The organism is Sphingobacterium sp. SGL-16, assembly GCF_011043515.1.
GTDB lineage: Bacteria > Bacteroidota > Bacteroidia > Sphingobacteriales > Sphingobacteriaceae > Sphingobacterium > Sphingobacterium litopenaei.
This window is the reverse complement of record NZ_JAAKGQ010000001.1, coordinates 95,050-111,579: the sequence shown is the minus strand read 5'-3', so window position 1 is coordinate 111,579 and position 16,530 is coordinate 95,050. Positions and strand designations below refer to the sequence as shown.

The 16,530-nt window shown below is 34.3% G+C and carries 18 protein-coding genes; 9 read left to right on the top strand and 9 right to left on the bottom strand.

The genetic code is table 11. The features are described 5' to 3' along the window. Positions 1-50: 50 nt before the first annotated feature. The 4 genes from G5B32_RS00550 to G5B32_RS00535 form a co-directional block, all read right to left on the bottom strand. Positions 51-1,022 carry an NAD(P)H-quinone oxidoreductase gene (locus G5B32_RS00550; RefSeq protein ID WP_240898964.1) on the bottom strand — a complete coding sequence of 324 codons (972 nt, stop codon included), beginning with the start codon at positions 1,020-1,022 and terminating at the stop codon, positions 51-53. Between the two features lie 3 nt (positions 1,023-1,025). After that, positions 1,026-3,740 carry a TonB-dependent receptor gene (locus G5B32_RS17520; RefSeq protein ID WP_206366752.1) on the bottom strand — a complete coding sequence of 905 codons (2,715 nt, stop codon included), beginning with the start codon at positions 3,738-3,740 and terminating at the stop codon, positions 1,026-1,028. A 178-nt stretch (positions 3,741-3,918) separates the two neighbouring features. Then, positions 3,919-4,446 (bottom strand): ferritin, encoded by a 528-nt coding sequence (locus tag G5B32_RS00540; protein ID WP_165289564.1) that lies wholly within the window; start codon positions 4,444-4,446, stop codon positions 3,919-3,921. Between the two features lie 179 nt (positions 4,447-4,625). Beyond that, positions 4,626-4,988 carry a DUF6686 family protein gene (locus tag G5B32_RS00535; protein WP_165289562.1) on the bottom strand — a complete coding sequence of 121 codons (363 nt, stop codon included), beginning with the start codon at positions 4,986-4,988 and terminating at the stop codon, positions 4,626-4,628. A gap of 188 nt (positions 4,989-5,176) precedes the next feature. Here G5B32_RS00535 and G5B32_RS00530 point away from each other — a divergent pair, with 188 nt between their 5' ends. The 4 genes from G5B32_RS00530 to G5B32_RS00515 all read left to right on the top strand — a co-directional run bounded on the left by G5B32_RS00530 (position 5,177) and on the right by G5B32_RS00515 (position 8,327). Next, a complete protein-coding gene (locus tag G5B32_RS00530) occupies positions 5,177-5,494 on the top strand; it encodes a hypothetical protein (protein ID WP_165289560.1) in 318 nt (105 codons plus the stop codon). 91 nt (positions 5,495-5,585) lie between these two features. Next, on the top strand, positions 5,586-6,401 hold the full coding sequence (locus G5B32_RS00525; protein ID WP_165289558.1) for an MbnP family protein: 816 nt from the start codon (positions 5,586-5,588) through the stop codon (positions 6,399-6,401). Beyond that, positions 6,391-7,422: a cytochrome c peroxidase gene (locus G5B32_RS00520; RefSeq protein WP_165289557.1), complete on the top strand. Its 1,032-nt coding sequence runs from the start codon at positions 6,391-6,393 to the stop codon at positions 7,420-7,422. Before G5B32_RS00525 ends, G5B32_RS00520 begins: the two co-directional genes overlap by 11 nt. After that, positions 7,419-8,327 (top strand): transporter, encoded by a 909-nt coding sequence (locus G5B32_RS00515; RefSeq protein ID WP_165289555.1) that lies wholly within the window; start codon positions 7,419-7,421, stop codon positions 8,325-8,327. The genes G5B32_RS00520 and G5B32_RS00515 overlap by 4 nt, the downstream gene beginning before the upstream one ends. A 69-nt stretch (positions 8,328-8,396) precedes the next feature. Here G5B32_RS00515 and G5B32_RS00510 read toward each other — a convergent pair whose 3' ends face one another. After that, positions 8,397-8,795: an SRPBCC family protein gene (locus G5B32_RS00510; RefSeq protein ID WP_165289553.1), complete on the bottom strand. Its 399-nt coding sequence runs from the start codon at positions 8,793-8,795 to the stop codon at positions 8,397-8,399. Positions 8,796-8,811: 16 nt separating this feature from the next. After that, entirely contained in the window at positions 8,812-9,459 is a 648-nt protein-coding gene (pyrE, locus tag G5B32_RS00505) for an orotate phosphoribosyltransferase (RefSeq protein ID WP_165289552.1), read from the bottom strand. On the opposite strand from pyrE, the gene G5B32_RS00500 reads away from it, so the two are divergent. Both G5B32_RS00500 and G5B32_RS00495 read left to right on the top strand, forming a co-directional pair. Beyond that, positions 9,458-10,063, top strand: a complete 606-nt coding sequence (locus G5B32_RS00500; RefSeq protein WP_165289550.1) for an NUDIX hydrolase — start codon at positions 9,458-9,460, stop codon at positions 10,061-10,063. The genes pyrE and G5B32_RS00500 overlap by 2 nt on opposite strands. A gap of 96 nt (positions 10,064-10,159) precedes the next feature. After that, entirely contained in the window at positions 10,160-10,708 is a 549-nt protein-coding gene (locus G5B32_RS00495) for an NADPH-dependent FMN reductase (protein WP_165289548.1), read from the top strand. A 4-nt stretch (positions 10,709-10,712) separates the two neighbouring features. On the opposite strand, the gene G5B32_RS00490 is transcribed toward G5B32_RS00495, so the two are convergent. Genes G5B32_RS00490 through G5B32_RS00480 form a run of 3 tightly spaced genes read right to left on the bottom strand, consistent with a single transcriptional unit; the run spans position 10,713 to position 13,789 of the window. Beyond that, on the bottom strand, positions 10,713-11,798 hold the full coding sequence (locus G5B32_RS00490) for a DUF3810 domain-containing protein (protein WP_165289547.1): 1,086 nt from the start codon (positions 11,796-11,798) through the stop codon (positions 10,713-10,715). Next, positions 11,782-12,843 (bottom strand): nucleoid-associated protein, encoded by a 1,062-nt coding sequence (locus G5B32_RS00485; RefSeq protein WP_165289545.1) that lies wholly within the window; start codon positions 12,841-12,843, stop codon positions 11,782-11,784. Before G5B32_RS00485 ends, G5B32_RS00490 begins: the two co-directional genes overlap by 17 nt. A gap of 40 nt (positions 12,844-12,883) precedes the next feature. Further along, on the bottom strand, positions 12,884-13,789 hold the full coding sequence (locus G5B32_RS00480; protein ID WP_190301349.1) for a histone deacetylase: 906 nt from the start codon (positions 13,787-13,789) through the stop codon (positions 12,884-12,886). 80 nt (positions 13,790-13,869) lie between these two features. Here G5B32_RS00480 and G5B32_RS00475 point away from each other — a divergent pair, with 80 nt between their 5' ends. From G5B32_RS00475 to G5B32_RS00465, 3 genes are all read left to right on the top strand, one after another. Beyond that, positions 13,870-14,529 carry a YceH family protein gene (locus G5B32_RS00475; protein ID WP_165289543.1) on the top strand — a complete coding sequence of 220 codons (660 nt, stop codon included), beginning with the start codon at positions 13,870-13,872 and terminating at the stop codon, positions 14,527-14,529. Positions 14,530-14,539: 10 nt separating this feature from the next. Beyond that, positions 14,540-15,550 carry a WD40/YVTN/BNR-like repeat-containing protein gene (locus G5B32_RS00470; RefSeq protein WP_223815220.1) on the top strand — a complete coding sequence of 337 codons (1,011 nt, stop codon included), beginning with the start codon at positions 14,540-14,542 and terminating at the stop codon, positions 15,548-15,550. A gap of 133 nt (positions 15,551-15,683) precedes the next feature. Then, on the top strand, positions 15,684-16,214 hold the full coding sequence (locus G5B32_RS00465) for a hypothetical protein (RefSeq protein ID WP_165289541.1): 531 nt from the start codon (positions 15,684-15,686) through the stop codon (positions 16,212-16,214). Positions 16,215-16,530 lie beyond the last annotated feature (316 nt).

Below are 16,530 nucleotides of genomic sequence, written 5' to 3'. Positions count from 1 at the left end.
AAAGATGACAATAAATTACGATATAACCAAAGCTAAATTATTTTAGCACACTAAAAAACCAACACTAATTTTCCTAAGAAAGCTCCACTTTCCATTAAAGAATGTGCCTTGGAGGCTTCATAATAGTTGAATTTTTTGAAAATAGGAATATGAAATTTATTATCCTCAAACAATGGTAAAACTTTCTTTACAATCTCTTGCGTTAAAGATTGTTTGAACGAAGCTGATCTATTTCTCAATGTACTTCCCGAAAGTGAAATGCGCTTTTGCATTAATTTGAAGAGATTCAATTCCACCTTTGCTCCTTTCATTGCATTGATGTAAATAAGCCTTCCTTCCTCTCTCAACACATTTATATTTTTATTGAAGTATTCTCCTCCAATATAATCCAGGATTACATCGACCTTTGAAGAAGATAATACCTCTTCAAAATCTTCATTCTTATAATTAATGACTTTATCCGCTCCTAAACTTAATACAAAATTCTCTTTTTCTTCAGAACTAACCGTTGTCACGACTTTAGCTCCAAACAATTTGGCTAATTGAATAACCGTTGAACCAATTCCTCCAGCCCCTCCATGAATCAATACAGTTTCGTCCTTTTGGAGATTGCCTCGCTGAAATAAATTATGCCAAACTGTATACAATGTTTCTGGCAATGCAGCAGCATTTTCAAAACTTAACTGAACTGGAATTTGTATAGCAGCACCGTAATGAACTTTGACATATTCCGCATAACCAGCACCAGGAACTAAAGCCATCACACGATTTCCCACTTGGAATCCTTCTACATCTGCTCCAATATTCTCTATAACACCTGAGACTTCCAAGCCAGGAATATCTTGCACTACCCCTTCAGGTGCAGGATACTTACCTTGTCTTTGAAAAATATCTGGTCTATTAATTCCTGCAGCTTTTACCTTTATTAATATTTCATCGGCATCTATTTTTGGAATAGGTCTTTCCTGTACTTCTAAAACTTCCGGTCCTCCAAATTCTGTAATCACTACGGTTTTCATCATCTTCTATTTCTGCATTCTAATATTTAGGGATAACATAAAATATCTTCCCAATCGATTTTTTCTTTCTTCAAACACATCATTTCCAATGTATTCGGAATACATACCCATTTGCGTATTTTGATCAAATAAATCATACGCTTGCAACCGCAATAGCGCAGTGCGATTATGTAAAAACGTATATTCTAGAAAGGCATTCATCAAGGTTTGGTTTACATTCATAAACTTATTAATGTAACCATCATTATATCGTTGGGACATTTCAAATCCCATAGAAAAATTATCGTTCAAATAGCCTTTAGCCCCTAAACCCATAAATAAAGTTTCTACGTTAATTTTTGTGCGAAACGGAATATCATAACTCGCTTTATTACGAGAATAATTCGCATTAAACATGCTTTCTAAATAATTCCCTAACGAATATTTTAGTTGTAGAGTTTGCGCTAAAATAAATTGCTTTGTGGTACGTTCTCTATCTTCAATGTAGGACAAATTATTGTAATAATCCAATCCACCAGTCATTTCAAGCATCCAATCATCATTTTCGAAAGGCGTATTGAAAACATAATTCCATCTCCAATCATAATAGCCTTTTGCATTTCGGAAAGTCGTTTGTTGAATCGTACTATTTTCTACTGGTTTTTTGTCTGTTACGATCTTATCCTTTACATAATTATAGGCAAAATTAGTCTCTATATATTGCACGCGTGAAGGTATAAAAGCCCTCATTGTAGTGACGAAACCGTGTGAGAATTCAGACTTTAATTCGGGATTACCGAGTATAATATTTCTGGAATTCGTATTATTAAATACAGGAACAATTTGGAAGAAACTTGGCTGATTATTCCTTCCTCTATAACTGATTTGAAAATCAACGTTATTAGATAACTTATAACTAAAGTTTGTCGTAGGTACTAAGTTGATATTGTCATAGTTATACTCCAGCGTATCATTCAAAACTTTACCATTCATAAAGATGGGCTGAACGGCAAATCCTACATTAAACTTTAGTTTTTTATTCGGTGTAAATTGATAGATGATACCGACTTTATTACTATTAAATTTATAACCATAATCTACTGTCAACGAATCTACGGTATTGGATGCACGAGCATCTAACCAATTGTATACATAACGTCTAGCATCAATATTGCTATGATCATATTCATATTTAAATTCAAAAACACTATGGTTCAAAAATGGTTCTACAAAAGATAAAGAGAGGTTTGCAGAGCCATTTTTATTTCTTTGATCGATGAATTGATTATTTAGTTCATCCGAATAATCTATTACATTTTTGCTATAAACGGAATACTCTTCATTTACGAATTGATTATTCTTTAATGTATGTGACCTTGCATTAAATTTTCCCACCAACTTCCGATCTTTCTTATTGAAATATTTAGAATAAAGGATATCGATATCTGCAATAGGAATTTTATGAATAGCAGAATCTCTATTTGTACCTTTATTTATTTCTTGGTAATTACTAACATTGGATTCCTTATTATTAAAGATTGATTTTAAATTATAAGTCAGATTCCCTTCTACCTTCAGAATATCCTTGTTATCCAATTTTCCATCCAGAAACAATCTTAATTTATGATTATCGTCCTCTTGTTCTTCATCATAATCTTCATCTTTGGTAATGGTATTGCCAATATAAGTAGACTTCATCCGGGAATATCCACTAATCGACGTATTCTTTTTGACATAGTTATATGAGGAATTCAGACGAGATTGCTTCCCAACTTTTTTGGCTATATTAATTCCAACCGATGAAGTAGTATTAATACCATCAATAGGATCTATAAATTCATCAATATCCAATGTGGTTTGGCTCCTTTTTCCTCCCGAAATATCACCATAGGAAAACAAATTTGTATTAGTATTATTGAAGGAACCTAATATGGATAATTCATTTCCATCGTTAAACCTGTTAATACCAAAACTCCCCAAATATCGGCCATTAGTTCCCGAACCGATAGTCAATTGACCAAAATGTAAAATCTTCTTATCTTCCTTCAAGTTGATGTTCAATAACTTTTCTTTCTCTTGGTAATCAGCAATACCTGTTTCGGTATTTTCACTTTTATTATTCAGTTCAATGAGTTGAATATTATTGATATAATCCACAGGAAGATTTTTCGTCGCTGTAATAATGTCACCTCCAAAAAATTCATTGTTGTTTACTTTTACTTTCTTGATATGATATCCGTTAAAATAAACTGAACCATCACGCGTTATCTGAAAGCCAGGTATTTTTTTCAAACCATCTTCTAGCAAAGTTTGTTTTCGGAAGGAAAAAGCGCCCAAATTATACTGTATAGTATCTCCATTTATGACCATCGGAATCACTCGAGTCACTGAAACGTCCTGAATAGCATAAGTACCACGGCGGAGAACAACTTCTGGTAATAGCACATAATCATCTCCATTTTCTTTGACATAATTATTAGATTCAACCAAATAACCTAACATATTATAGGTAAGCTGAAATTGTCGAGCTTCCACATTTTTAAAATAATAAATTCCTAAGGAATTGGTAATACTGATAGAAGTATCATGATCAGTATGTAGGCGAACAATAACATCTTTAATGGGATTTCCGATTGTGTCTTTGACCACGCCGCTTAGTTGAGTCTGTGCATATGAAGAATGTGCTGTTATGAAGATAACAAACCACACAAAAACGATTATGTTTCGCTTAAAATAAGACACAGTGTAAACCTGAAATACCGTTTCTCAATATAGTAAATAAAATACATTCAAAGAATGTTTACGGCTACTTTTATATAAAACGATAAATTTAATTTTATAGTATAAACAAAAAGGAAGATATTGCAATTCAATATCTTCCTTTTGATTTTTATTTGTTTGTCTGAACTTTTGTTTCTAATTATTCACCGTCAAAACAAACTTTTACCAAATGTCTATCAATTTCCCAACGACCTGTTCCTTCTTCACCGATTACATCGAATAATTCAAGAATTCTACGTGCTACATATTCTTCTTCAACTTGCTCTTCTAAGAACCAGCCTAAAAAGTTAAAAGTCACGTAATCTTTCACTTGTTGACATTTTGCAGCAATATTATTGAATTGCTCAGTAACGAACATTTCTTGTTCCAATGTTTGTTCAAATACACCACGGAAAGACTCGAAATCTTGAGGAATATTTGTCACTTCTGGTGAAATCGGTTTACCACCACGGCTGCTAATATAATTGAAGATTTTAAGCATGTGCTCACGCTCTTCGTTCGATTGTTTAGCAAAAAATTTGGAAGCGTTGTCTAAGCCCTGATCATCACACCACGCAGACATTGCTAAATATAATGCTGATGAATGAGCTTCTACTTTAATTTGTGCGTTTAATATATTTTCGATCTCTTCTGACAAAGATGATTTTAATTTCAATAAATCTTTCATATGTATAAAGTTTAATTGTTACAATTACCGTTAATAATTAATAAGCAATAGTTATACCACTTACTAACTAGAACAAAGATAAGTGCAAGAAAGATGAATTGGATAAAAAAAGTGTAATACAAATTAAGTCTAAATTAGACTTGGAATTTGTAAGTTATTTAGAATCAGTACAATTAAAATTAAAAGGCAAAAACCGCTCCGCGACGTAAAAAGCTCTTCATTTGGCCATTAAACTCGATCATAAATTTAGCGCCATCTAAAATCTCGCGAAGATTGAGAATATCTTCTACGGAAAGAAGAAAACAACGTTCAGTACGGAAAGGCATTACAATTTCAAAATCCGAACTTCTGGAAGAATCACACAGCATATTTTCGATGTCAATGCTATCAATACGCTTTTTGAATAAAAGGAAGTCACTAACACTAAAAGATGTCGTTGTATCCTGGAATTCCAACCAATAGCAATTTTTTCTGCTACATTGGTAAACCGCTCCTACTTCTGTTTTGAATACCTCTTCTACGTTAGCTAATGGACAAATCATGTTTAATACTACCTCTGTTCAAGTTGACAGGACAAATATATACGTTATTAAGAATTAATCCAAATAAATTTATCACATAAAAAATTGTAATTAATAATTTTATTTCCTCATACAATATTGTAGATTTGCCACGAATGAAAACTTGGCTGTTATATATCCTAATCCCTATCATGTTAATACAATGCAACATGACTTTAGTGATATGTACTTCATTCTATTATAATCAGAATTATATCGAGAAATATTTGTGTGTACAGCGCAGTATGGAAAATAATACTTGTCATGGGCAGTGTTATTTGATGAAGAAATTAAAAAGCCAACAAGAAAATGAACAGCAAAGCTTCAAAATTAATTTTCAAGAAGGCCTAGCTGTAAACACTGATTTCTTTTCGTTTGAATTGACCTCATTGTTACCAATCCAAAACAAAATTTACAGTTTATATACTTCTAATCTGAATCCTAAGGACTATTCCTTTACTTTGGATCGCCCGCCGCTCTTTGGATAATAACATTCTTTTCTTTTAAAAAAAAATCATTCTGCCAAGCCATTAATGTGCATTAGACAGAATACAGTGTTATTTATCTAATTAATATTTCATGAAAAAAATTTTAATGGGTGTACTATGCTTGAGCACCCTATTGTGCGGTTGTACAAAAAATAAGGATATCCAAATTGATGACAAAAAAGTCGGACAAGTAAAACTAAAGTTCGACCATATTGTCGGCGCAAAAAAACTAGTATTGAATGATGGCACCTATTCGAATAATAGTAATGAAACCTTCAATATTTATATTCTTAAATATTTTGTCAGCAATATCAAATTCACCAAAACTAACGGCGAAGTATTTACTATTCCTAAAGAAGAGTCATTCTTTTTAATAAATGCCAGTCAATCGGAATCTTTACAACCTACACTAAACATTCCTGAAGGCGAATACCAAACTTTAGAATTTAATTTGGGAGTAGATAGCCTCACCAATACATTACCTGTTGAAAAGAGAGCTGGTGTATTGGATGTAGCTACCAATGGAATGTATTGGGATTGGAACTCGGGTTATATCCACTTCAAAATAGAGGGCACTTCTGCTGCCTCTCCGAATGCTTCCAAAAGTTATAAATATCACATTGGATTTTTTGGAGGGTATGAAACTCGAACCGTCAATAATAACCGTGTTATTAAAATTGATTTAACAAAAGCTGGAATCAGCAAAGTACAAGAAAACCTTTCTTCAGACATTCATTTAATGGTGGATATCGGTAAAGTCTTTGATGGTCCGAACAGTATGTCAATTGCAACTACCCCTATGGTCATGCATTCGGGACCGCACTCAGACATAGCAGATAATTATGCTACAATGTTTACGCATGATCATACGCACAATTTTCAAAAGATAGCAAATAATGAAAAATAAGCAAAAGCTATTGGTATTGCTTTTCGTGTTTTGTGGGATTTGGGCTTGTAAAAAGGTGGAAGATTTGAATCTTAGCACATTTATAGGATTTCAAAAACCGATACATTTTCCGGAGCCCACTTATAGTTTTGCTATTACTCCATTGAGTAAAGAGACTTTTGAATTGGGAAAGAAACTCTTTCATGATGGTATTTTATCACGTGACAATACTATTTCCTGCGCAAGCTGTCATGTTAGTCAAAATGCTTTTACTCATCACGGACACGATGTGAGCCATGGAATTGATGACCAATTGGGAATTCGCAATTCCAGTGCGCTAATTAATTTAGCTTGGTCAAATTCGTTTTTCTGGGATGGTGGTGTACAGCAATTGGATCTGGCGCCAATGGTTCCCATTCACAATCCTATAGAAATGGATGAAACAATGGAAAATGTGGTGAAGAAACTGCAGGCGCATCAGCAATATCCAGCTTTGTTTCAAAAAGCGTTTGGAACATCAACAATAAATTCTACACAAGTATTCAAAGCACTCTCACATTTTATGGTAATGCTCGTTTCAGTTAATTCGAAATACGATAAAGTACAAAGAAAAGAGGCGTCTTTTACTACAGCGGAAGAAAATGGATACAAAATCTTTCAGTCCAAATGTAATTCCTGCCATCGTGAACCATTATTTACAGATCACAGCTTTCGAGATAATGGATTAGGGATCAATATCGTAAAAGATTTGGGCAGATATGAAATTACACTGCGCGAGGAAGATAAATTAAAATTTAAGGTGCCGACGTTGCGGAATTTAAAATATACTGCTCCATACATGCACGATGGGAGCATTTATACATTGGAAGGTGTGTTAAAACATTATGCAAAAGAGGTACAACAAACAGCCAACCTCGATCCTATTTTGAAAGAAAACAACGGAATTCCACTTGATCAAAAGGAAATGCAAGACTTGCTCGCTTTCCTCAATACGTTGAATGATGAATCATTCGTCAACAATAAACTATTTATGCAGCCATGAGAAAAATTATACTATTAACAGCGATTGCAGGAATGAATTTCACGAGTCTTTTCGCTTGTGAAATTTGCGGTGGCGGATTAGGAAGCAATTACACGGGATTACTTCCCAATTTTAATAAACGTTTTGTGGGAATACGTTATCATTTTAACTACGTCAATACGCAATTGGACGTTGATGGCAAAACCACAGCATTAAGCAACAAAGAAAAATACCATACCGCAGAATTATGGTCTGCTTGGAACATTGGTTCGCGTTGGCGTGTAATGGCGATTGTTCCTTACAGCCATATCGAAAAGTTTAATTATGGAACTGACTCGAAGTCTAAAAAAGATGGCTTAGGCGATATTAATCTGAGCGGTTATTTCAATTTACTGAATAAAGAAAGTGTATTTACACAATCGATTTGGGTTGGCGTGGGCGCAAAATTACCTACTGGTCAATATAATAAAGATGAGTTTACCAATATGAACTCCCCTAATATCTATCAATTGGGAACAGGAAGTGTAGATTTTACAGGTTCAGTAAACTACGACATTCGATTGAATAATATAGGTTTGAACACAAATGCAAGCTATAAGGTCAACACAAAAAACAAAGATGACTACCAATATGGCAACAAATTAACACTTAATGGAAGTGTGTATTATAATACCGCACTAAGCAGCGATATAAAGCTTCGTCCGAACGTGGGCCTGCAATATGAAAATCAAGCCAAAGATCATACTATGGATTATCAAATCGATGAGACTGGAGGATATAACACGAATACAAATTTAGGATTAGAAGCAACGGTACGTGGTTTAGCTTTTGGGTTTTCTTATCAAACGCCCATTGCACAAAATATCAGTAAAGGCCGAACAGAGCTAGTGAATAAATTTTTAACGCATCTCACCTTTACGTTCTAAAAAAACAAAGGCTTCAAAATTAGAGTTTGAAGCCTTTGTTTTAATATGTTAAGTAATCAAAGATTAAGATTACCCTAGTTTTTCTTTTAATTGACCCGTTTGATGATCCACTAACTTTTTCAATGGTCCTGAAGCCATCATCTTCATCATCATATTCAATTGAGCTTCGATGATAAAAGTAGCTTTTGTTTCATTCGCTGAAACTTCCTCTACTTGCCAAGCTAATTTCACTTCAAATGGAGCCTCTTCTGAGGGAACACAAACTATTTCTTTATTCTCTACACGTTCACTAATTTTAAGTGCCAATTTAGCCATGTTTTTGATTGTAAAACGAGCTTCATCAGCTGTTGAAGACCAGTTATAGATATTTTCAGGCATTAATTGTTCGTGATTATTTAAATCACTTAAAAAATCATAAACTTCCTTAATAGGCTTGTTTATTACAACACTGTTTTGAATAATAGTCATAGTTAGTATATATTGATTATTGTGCTGGAGACCAGTTTGCTGGATCTTTTCTCCAAGATTGTAAAAATTCTACATCAGAATCCAATACATAACTATTATCTACCGCTACTTTAATCAATGCATCATAGTTACATAATGAAAACAAAGGACATTTCGCATCAGCAAAGTTTTTAGCTGCTTCGTCAAATCCATAAGTAAATATCGACACTAATCCTACCACATTACATCCTGCATCGCGCAATGCTTGTACAGCTTGTAATGAGCTTTTGCCAGTAGAAACTAAATCTTCTACAACAACTACACGTTGTCCTTCGACTACTTCACCTTCAATCAAATTTTGACGGCCATGATCTTTTGCACTGCTACGTACATACGTGAATGGTAAACCTAAATCTTGTGCTACTAATACACCTTGTGGAATACCTGCTGTAGCAACACCAGAAATCATTTCTACAGAACCAAATTCTTCTTGGATAAGTTTTGCTAATTTCTGACGAATGTAAGTACGGATAGCTGGATGGGAAAGTGTGATACGATTATCACAATAAATTGGAGACTTCCAACCCGAAGCCCATGTAAAAGGACTTTTAGGTTGTAATTTTATTGCTTTAATTTGCAATAAGGATTCAGCAACTTTTTGTTCAACCTCATTTAAATTATTCATGGCACAAATTTATAAAATTTATATGAACCAAAGCCTGCTAATTTTAGCAGATTTTACTCCTAAGATCAAAAAAAATGTACAAACGATTGGATTACAAGAAATTGACTTAGAAAAACTTTTTAACATATCCACTAAAAACCAACAAATTACCTATTTGTTTGTACATCCTGAAATTACCTCTTTTTTTAAGAAAATTATCTCTGACATTAAAATTATTTACGCAGCAGGTGGTTTGGTGAGAAATGGAGAAGGTGACTACTTATTTATTCATCGTCTAGGTAAATGGGATCTGCCAAAAGGGAAAGTAGACGAAGGTGAAAAAATGCGTGAAGCTGCTGTCCGTGAGGTAGAAGAAGAATGCGGTATTAAGGTGGATTATTTAGGCGACAGAATTGCGACCACTTACCATACTTACATCATGCGTGGCAAATTTGTCCTTAAGCAAACCAAATGGTACGATATGGGCGTAAACAAAGTCCCTAAATTGGTTCCACAGACCGAAGAAGATATCACTGAAGCCGTATGGTTAAACAAAAAGGATCTGAAAAAAGTAAAAGAAAATACTTATCCTTTAATCTTAGATATTTTGGAAACGATATCCTAACACTTTAAAAAAGCGAACTACGAATCCTAGTTCGCTTTTTTTGAAACTTTTGATGGCATCTAATTGTTTGCTTCATACAATTAAAACAAAAACGTTATGAGCAAAAGAATTGGAATACTAGTAGGAAGCTTGCGCAAGGAATCCTTCAACAAGAAAATTGCTAAAAATCTAGTTGAAATATTAGATAAAAAATACAGCTACGAATTCATAGAAATTGGCGACTTACCTTTGTACAACGAAGATATTGACCAAGGAAATCCACCAGAAAGCTACGCCAACTTTCGAAATACCCTTTCCTCTTTTGATGCCTTTTTATTTTTTACACCAGAATACAACAGATCCATTCCGGCAGTATTAAAAAATGCCTTGGATGTAGGTTCTAGACCTTATGGCAAAAGTCAATGGGATGGCAGACCTGCGGCTATTGTTTCAGTTTCTCCGGGAGCTATCAGTGCTTTTGGAGCCAATCACCATTTGCGTCAATGTCTTACTTTCCTCAATATGCCTTGTCTACAGCAACCTGAAATGTATATTGGAAATGTAACCAAAATATTGGACGAGAATGGAAATATTAACTCAGATGGAACCAATGAGTTATGCAAGAAATTCGTGCAAGCTTTTGAAAATTGGATAGAGAAGTTTTAAAAACTTACGGCAATTCTTCTTGTTGTTTTTCCCAAGCGACAAGAAGAGTTGCCATCATACTGTAACGATCCAATCCTTCGGGTTGATTATTATGTTTTAAAAATTGGTTGTAAAACACGCCTGAAATCTTATCTATCCAACCGCGATACGATTGCCAAAACTCTCTTTCTTGACGAAAATCAGCTAAAACCTTAGAAGATAATTTAGCTTTATAGGTTTCAAATAACTCTTTATTACCATACAGAGGTTGCAGCAAATATTCAACAGCGGAGTAATAAGCCGAATATTTATACCACAAATCTTCATTATCCTTCAACGTCAGGAAAGCAACAAAATTACATTCGTCCTCGAAGCCCACACCCATTTGATGTGCCATCTCATGCACATTCACAAAAGGATAAGAAGCATTTGGAATCAATTGATTCACCTGAACTTCTAAGGTAAACGGATTGAAATAGCCTGAAACCGTAAAATAAGATGACAGTTCACTTGAAATTGGGGTTTTCACACAAACTTGAGTTTTACAGAGATAATCATTTAATAAGGTGTCTTGCAGAACTATTTCTGTCAAATCTCCTTTCACTCCTTTTTTTGTTTTAATATCTACATCTATTTGCTCGCGTAAATCATTAGCAATAGTGATGTATTTATTCAATACTTTAAGATGCTCTTCTTTGGTTATTTTATACCCATCAAGATCTAATTTATTCGCTATAGGAACTCTGTAATAATTCAAGCCCCAGTTGACATAAAATAATGTATAAATACCTGAAATAATTGTTATTACGTAAATAAGATGACTTCTTAATTTAAGTATATTCCATTTAATTAAACTTCTTAAGATTTGAATAATCTGATAAAAAATAGTTATCCCTGCGATAGCATAAAAGAGGTCGCCTACACTAAATGGAATCCATGAAAATAAAATAATGTAGAGGTAAGAAATGGCTGGATAGAATAGTTGCGAATAATATTTTTCTATCCATAAAGTGTTTGGTTTTAACACTTCCATCAGAAGAATCAAAACCAAACAAATGCCTATGGTGTAATAGTATTTTTTGAACTTGCTATTTCTAGCTTTGTGTCTCATTTTCGTAATACAGCTTATAATAGTTCATACCTTTATCCTCATCAAATCCCTGTTCCAGGTATTCACGTTTTCCATGAACGTAAATATGGAAATTTTTATCCAATTTAATGACAGACTTGTACGAACTAGCCATTTTTTTGACAGCAGGAGTCGCTATCTCAAAATTTACTTGAAAAGGCATATCAAATTCATCTTCAAAGTTCTGTTTGTAATCGTTGAATAATGAAACCGCCTGTGGATTACCAATCACCTCTTCTTCAAATTCGGCACTATCAAAAGTTTCCTTGCTTTTGAAATAATTCATTGAACGATTCAACAAATCGATTTTATCCGCCGTTTCCAACTCAAAAACTTCATCTAATTTTTCGTTCACGAAGTTTTTGTACACTTTCATTAGATTTCCCGTCTGCTGATAAGCGTCATTACGCGATTTCAATTTCAAGAAATTGTCCTTCCAATACACAGCCTCTGACTGATTGGTCTGATCGACCACCAACACTTTAAATCCTTCCTCTTCCTCGGTATTGACAATGACAACACCCTTATCCAGTTTATTGATATTAATTGCTTCCTGCTCATAATTCAATTGAAAACCACCTTGCTCTGGATAAACTTTTAGATATGCCTCTTTATTTTCAGACTTAAAAATTCCCACTGCCGCATGGTCCTCTCCTTCCATTTGTACGTTCTTCAGTGCCACCACATACACCTCACCAGATTTGATTTTTGGGTGATCCGACACTTCATACAAATGCTTCGTTACCTGTTGCGAAAACTCATGAAAACTCAAATCTCCCGAGAAGAATTTCTTAGCAAAATGGTAAACTTCGTTTAATTCTAATTCCTCATTGGGATGAAAAAAACGATAAACCTCCGTGATCTTCGCAAAAGGCTTCATAAAATATTGCATCAATAAATCGGGCAATATTTCATCTTGAGATAAATCAATAGGATTTTCGGATAGTATATAAAACTCATCATTGGCTTTGTTGCCCACATGATGAATCGACAAATTCTCGAATGTTGCGTCTTGATGAAAAAACATAGATTAAAGTTAAAGAAACAAAAATATAAAAGTATTTCGGCTAAAAATCAAAAATATCAATTGCCGTTTTATAAGTCGATACGTGCGCATCCACAATATCCTTAATATGAATGGAATAGCCTCCACCCATCGATATTTGCACGGGTATACCAAGTTCAAAACATTTATTAATTACCAGAAAATCACGATGTTTACAGCCTTCTTTCGAAACTTTTAGTTTACCTAATTTATCTGAAGATAGAATATCTACTCCAGCTTGGTAAAATACAAAATCGGGTTTTACTACAGCAAACAATTCTTCCAAATTACTGATTAATAAGCGCAAATATTCTTCATCTGAAATTCCATCAGGCATTTCTACATCCTTATCTGATTTTTCTTTTATAAAAGGAAAATTTTTCGCGCCATGCATAGAGAACGTAAATACGTTCGGATTATCTAGAAAAATATGAGCCGTTCCATTTCCTTGATGCACATCCAAATCAATAATCAAGATTTTCTTTGCATGACCGTTTGCCAAAAGATAATTTGTAGCTACCGCTTGATCATTCATCAAGCAAAATCCTTCGCCATAATCGAATCCTGCATGATGCGTGCCTCCTGCCGTATTAAAGGAAATACCATATTTCAACGCATAAAGCGCAGAGTGAATCGTTCCATCCAAAATATATCGTTCCCGATCTACCAAAGATTGGGATAATGGAAACCCTATGCGTCGCACCATCTTGGCATCCAAAGTCAAATCGAAAAGCTGTTGCACATAGTCTTTATCGTGAGCCAAACAGCAAGTTTCAAAATCAGCTAACTGTGGTGCAAAGAAATTCTCAGGCTGAACAATCCCTTCGTACAGCAATTGTTCGGGAATCAGTTCGTACTTGATCATCGGAAAACGATGTCCTTCACGCAAAGGATGAATATAAGCGGTATGATGAGCGATCTTAAGCAATGTATTTTTTTATTAGCACACGAAAATACGAAGAACTAAATAATTCTTATCTTCGAAAAGTACTAACCTTTAATTTGAATATGGAAACACAGAAACCAATACCAACCTTAAATGCAGAACAAATTCGTGTTTTAGGATCCTTATTAGAAAAATCCAAAACCACGCCTGAATATTATCCCATGACTATTAATGGATTACAAACCGCATGTAATCAAAAAACTTCACGTAAGCCAGTGGTAAACTACGATGAGAGTACCGTAATCCATACGTTGGATACGTTAAAAAAGCTAGGTCTTATTTCTACAGTTGTAGGCGGAGGTTCGCGAGTAACCAAATACAAACACAATATTGCTATCCACTACCCTTTGGTGCCAGCTGAATTGGCGATTCTGTGTCTTCTATTTTTGCGTGGCCCATTGACTGCAGGAGAAATCAACTCCAATTCGGGCAGGTTATACGAATTCGAAGATATGGAAGAAGTACAATCTTATCTCAACAAACTTACTGATGGCGAACAACCTTATATCAAGCTTCTGCCAAAACTTCCAGGACAAAAAGAAGCACGTTATGTGCATTTGTTTACAGAATTTAATGAAGCAGATTATGAAAATTCAGTAGCTGTAGCATCATCAAACAGTAGCGGTCAAGTGCAACAACTGGAGGAGCGCGTAGCAACTTTGGAAGCTGAGCTTTCGAAATTACGCCAAGAGTTTGATAACTTGCTTGCACAATTAACATAAAAACTTCATAATGCTATCGAAAATCGTATTTACCCTTTCCTGTTTACTAATCAGTTTGAGTCTTTATGCGCAGACTTTTGTTCCTCTGGTAGAAAATATTCCGGCAAGCTTTCGTGGCATGTCGACAGTTGGAAAAAATACCGTTTGGATTAGCGGCAGCAAAGGAACAGTAGGTTATTCCAAAGATCAAGGCAAAACCTGGAATTGGGTAAATCCTGCGGGATATGAAACATACGATTTTCGGGATATTTACGCCTTTTCGGATAAGGAAGCTGTTATTGTCAACGCTGGTTCACCAGCCGTCGTACTTCGCACCAACAATGCAGGAAAAACTTGGCAAATGGTGTACGAAAATAGCCATCCCGACATTTTCTTAGATGATTTGGATTTTGTAGGCAAAGTTGGGTACATCTTAGGTGATCCCATCGAAGGAAAATTTCAATTACTAAAGACGAGCAATAAAGGAAAAACGTGGACGGATGTAAGCAACGATTATTACTTAATAGCGGACGAAGGAGAAGCTGCTTTTGCCGCTTCGGGATCTTCCATGAAACTATTCAAAGATCGTTTGTATATCGGAACAGGTGGAAAATATTCCAGCTTCTTCAATTACAATCCAAAGGGATTGAAAATAGATAAATATGATGTTCCTATTTGGTCGGGTGAATCGTCCACAGGAGTTTTTGCTATTGATTTTTGGAATTTAAATACAGGAATTGCTGTGGGTGGAAATTACTTAGAAGACAAAAATAACCAAAATAATATCTTGCTTACCAAAGATGCAGGTCTAAGTTGGACTAAACCAAATTCTCCAGTCCTAGGTTTCCGATCAGATGTATTATATATTTCCGAAAATATAGTTTTAGCAACTGGTACTTCAGGTACGGATATTTCTTACGATGGTGGAGAAAATTGGAAAAATATTTCTACACTTAGTTTTAATACGCTTGTTAAAAGTTCTGATGGTCAAGTGATTTATTTGACAGGATCTAAAGGAAATGTGTATAAATTGGAGTTGTAAATCTGATAATACATTGATAAATTATTATTATTTTGCAAGCCGCTATTTAACAATAGCGTATTTTCGGTTCTCTAATTAGCCGCTATCCAATACTCAGTCCGCTGGCCATAACTATTGCAAAAAAACTAAACACATGAGACCAATCGAAACTGATAAAATATTCTATCTAGCAATTGACACATACACTTGCTTATGGGGCGGTATCATTGCTCCAAGACTTTGTCTAAATGAATTAAATTCGAAGATTGGAGATACTGATCTTTTACTATCTATGGAATCTTCATGTAAGGAAGATACTCACCTATCAAAAAGTAATTACTTTAATATAAGTTTATCGGATGATAGATCAGCTGAAGTTGCAAGTATTGCTTCATGCATGTTAATATTGTTTGCCTATGAAAACATTAAAGATCTTCCGATTTATCATGAAATTAGGAATATTGATGACATTAAATTCCTAAGGCATCTTAGAAATGCGGCTGCTCATGGAAACAGGTTCCATTTCATAGATAGCAAATTAAAGAGATTTATCGATCCAGGAATTGTAAGCTGGCGAAACAAAACCATAGACAAAAATTTACAAGATCAAAAGGCTTTTCCAAACTTTATACCCCATGGTGATTTGCCATATTTGCTCGAGGATATAGCAAAAATAATTAAATAATACTGCTAACTAACATAGTTATAGACCTTTCCATACCATCTTGCTACTAACATAAACTCGTTGTCATTATTGCTATGTAACCCGAAAGGCAAATCCCTGACCAGATACAAAGCATACAGGCGAAATTGATATGCAATTTTATTGAATTGTTATAATAATAGAATATTGATAAAATCATCTCATAAATTCAAATAATCTTTAATCATAAAGTTAGAAGTATGATAGATGTTCATTATATGAGATATTTCACTACGTTCAATATGACGAAATAAAATAGGTAAGACACGCCCTTAAACAAAAAAAACCGTAACAACTC

Excerpts from the sequence above, each read along its gene's own strand:
- G5B32_RS00550 (WP_240898964.1), bottom strand. The coding sequence starts at position 1,022 with ATGATGAAAACCGTAGTGATTACAGAATTTGGAGGACCGGAAGTTTTA.
- G5B32_RS00540 (WP_165289564.1), bottom strand. The coding sequence starts at position 4,446 with ATGAAAGATTTATTGAAATTAAAATCATCTTTGTCAGAAGAGATCGAA.
- G5B32_RS00535 (WP_165289562.1), bottom strand. The coding sequence starts at position 4,988 with ATGATTTGTCCATTAGCTAACGTAGAAGAGGTATTCAAAACAGAAGTA.
- G5B32_RS00530 (WP_165289560.1), top strand. The coding sequence starts at position 5,177 with ATGACTTTAGTGATATGTACTTCATTCTATTATAATCAGAATTATATC.
- G5B32_RS00525 (WP_165289558.1), top strand. The coding sequence starts at position 5,586 with ATGAAAAAAATTTTAATGGGTGTACTATGCTTGAGCACCCTATTGTGC.
- G5B32_RS00520 (WP_165289557.1), top strand. The coding sequence starts at position 6,391 with ATGAAAAATAAGCAAAAGCTATTGGTATTGCTTTTCGTGTTTTGTGGG.
- G5B32_RS00515 (WP_165289555.1), top strand. The coding sequence starts at position 7,419 with ATGAGAAAAATTATACTATTAACAGCGATTGCAGGAATGAATTTCACG.
- G5B32_RS00510 (WP_165289553.1), bottom strand. The coding sequence starts at position 8,795 with ATGACTATTATTCAAAACAGTGTTGTAATAAACAAGCCTATTAAGGAA.
- G5B32_RS00500 (WP_165289550.1), top strand. The coding sequence starts at position 9,458 with ATGGCACAAATTTATAAAATTTATATGAACCAAAGCCTGCTAATTTTA.
- pyrE (WP_165289552.1), bottom strand. The coding sequence starts at position 9,459 with ATGAATAATTTAAATGAGGTTGAACAAAAAGTTGCTGAATCCTTATTG.
- G5B32_RS00495 (WP_165289548.1), top strand. The coding sequence starts at position 10,160 with ATGAGCAAAAGAATTGGAATACTAGTAGGAAGCTTGCGCAAGGAATCC.
- G5B32_RS00490 (WP_165289547.1), bottom strand. The coding sequence starts at position 11,798 with ATGAGACACAAAGCTAGAAATAGCAAGTTCAAAAAATACTATTACACC.
- G5B32_RS00485 (WP_165289545.1), bottom strand. The coding sequence starts at position 12,843 with ATGTTTTTTCATCAAGACGCAACATTCGAGAATTTGTCGATTCATCAT.
- G5B32_RS00475 (WP_165289543.1), top strand. The coding sequence starts at position 13,870 with ATGGAAACACAGAAACCAATACCAACCTTAAATGCAGAACAAATTCGT.
- G5B32_RS00470 (WP_223815220.1), top strand. The coding sequence starts at position 14,540 with ATGCTATCGAAAATCGTATTTACCCTTTCCTGTTTACTAATCAGTTTG.
- G5B32_RS00465 (WP_165289541.1), top strand. The coding sequence starts at position 15,684 with ATGAGACCAATCGAAACTGATAAAATATTCTATCTAGCAATTGACACA.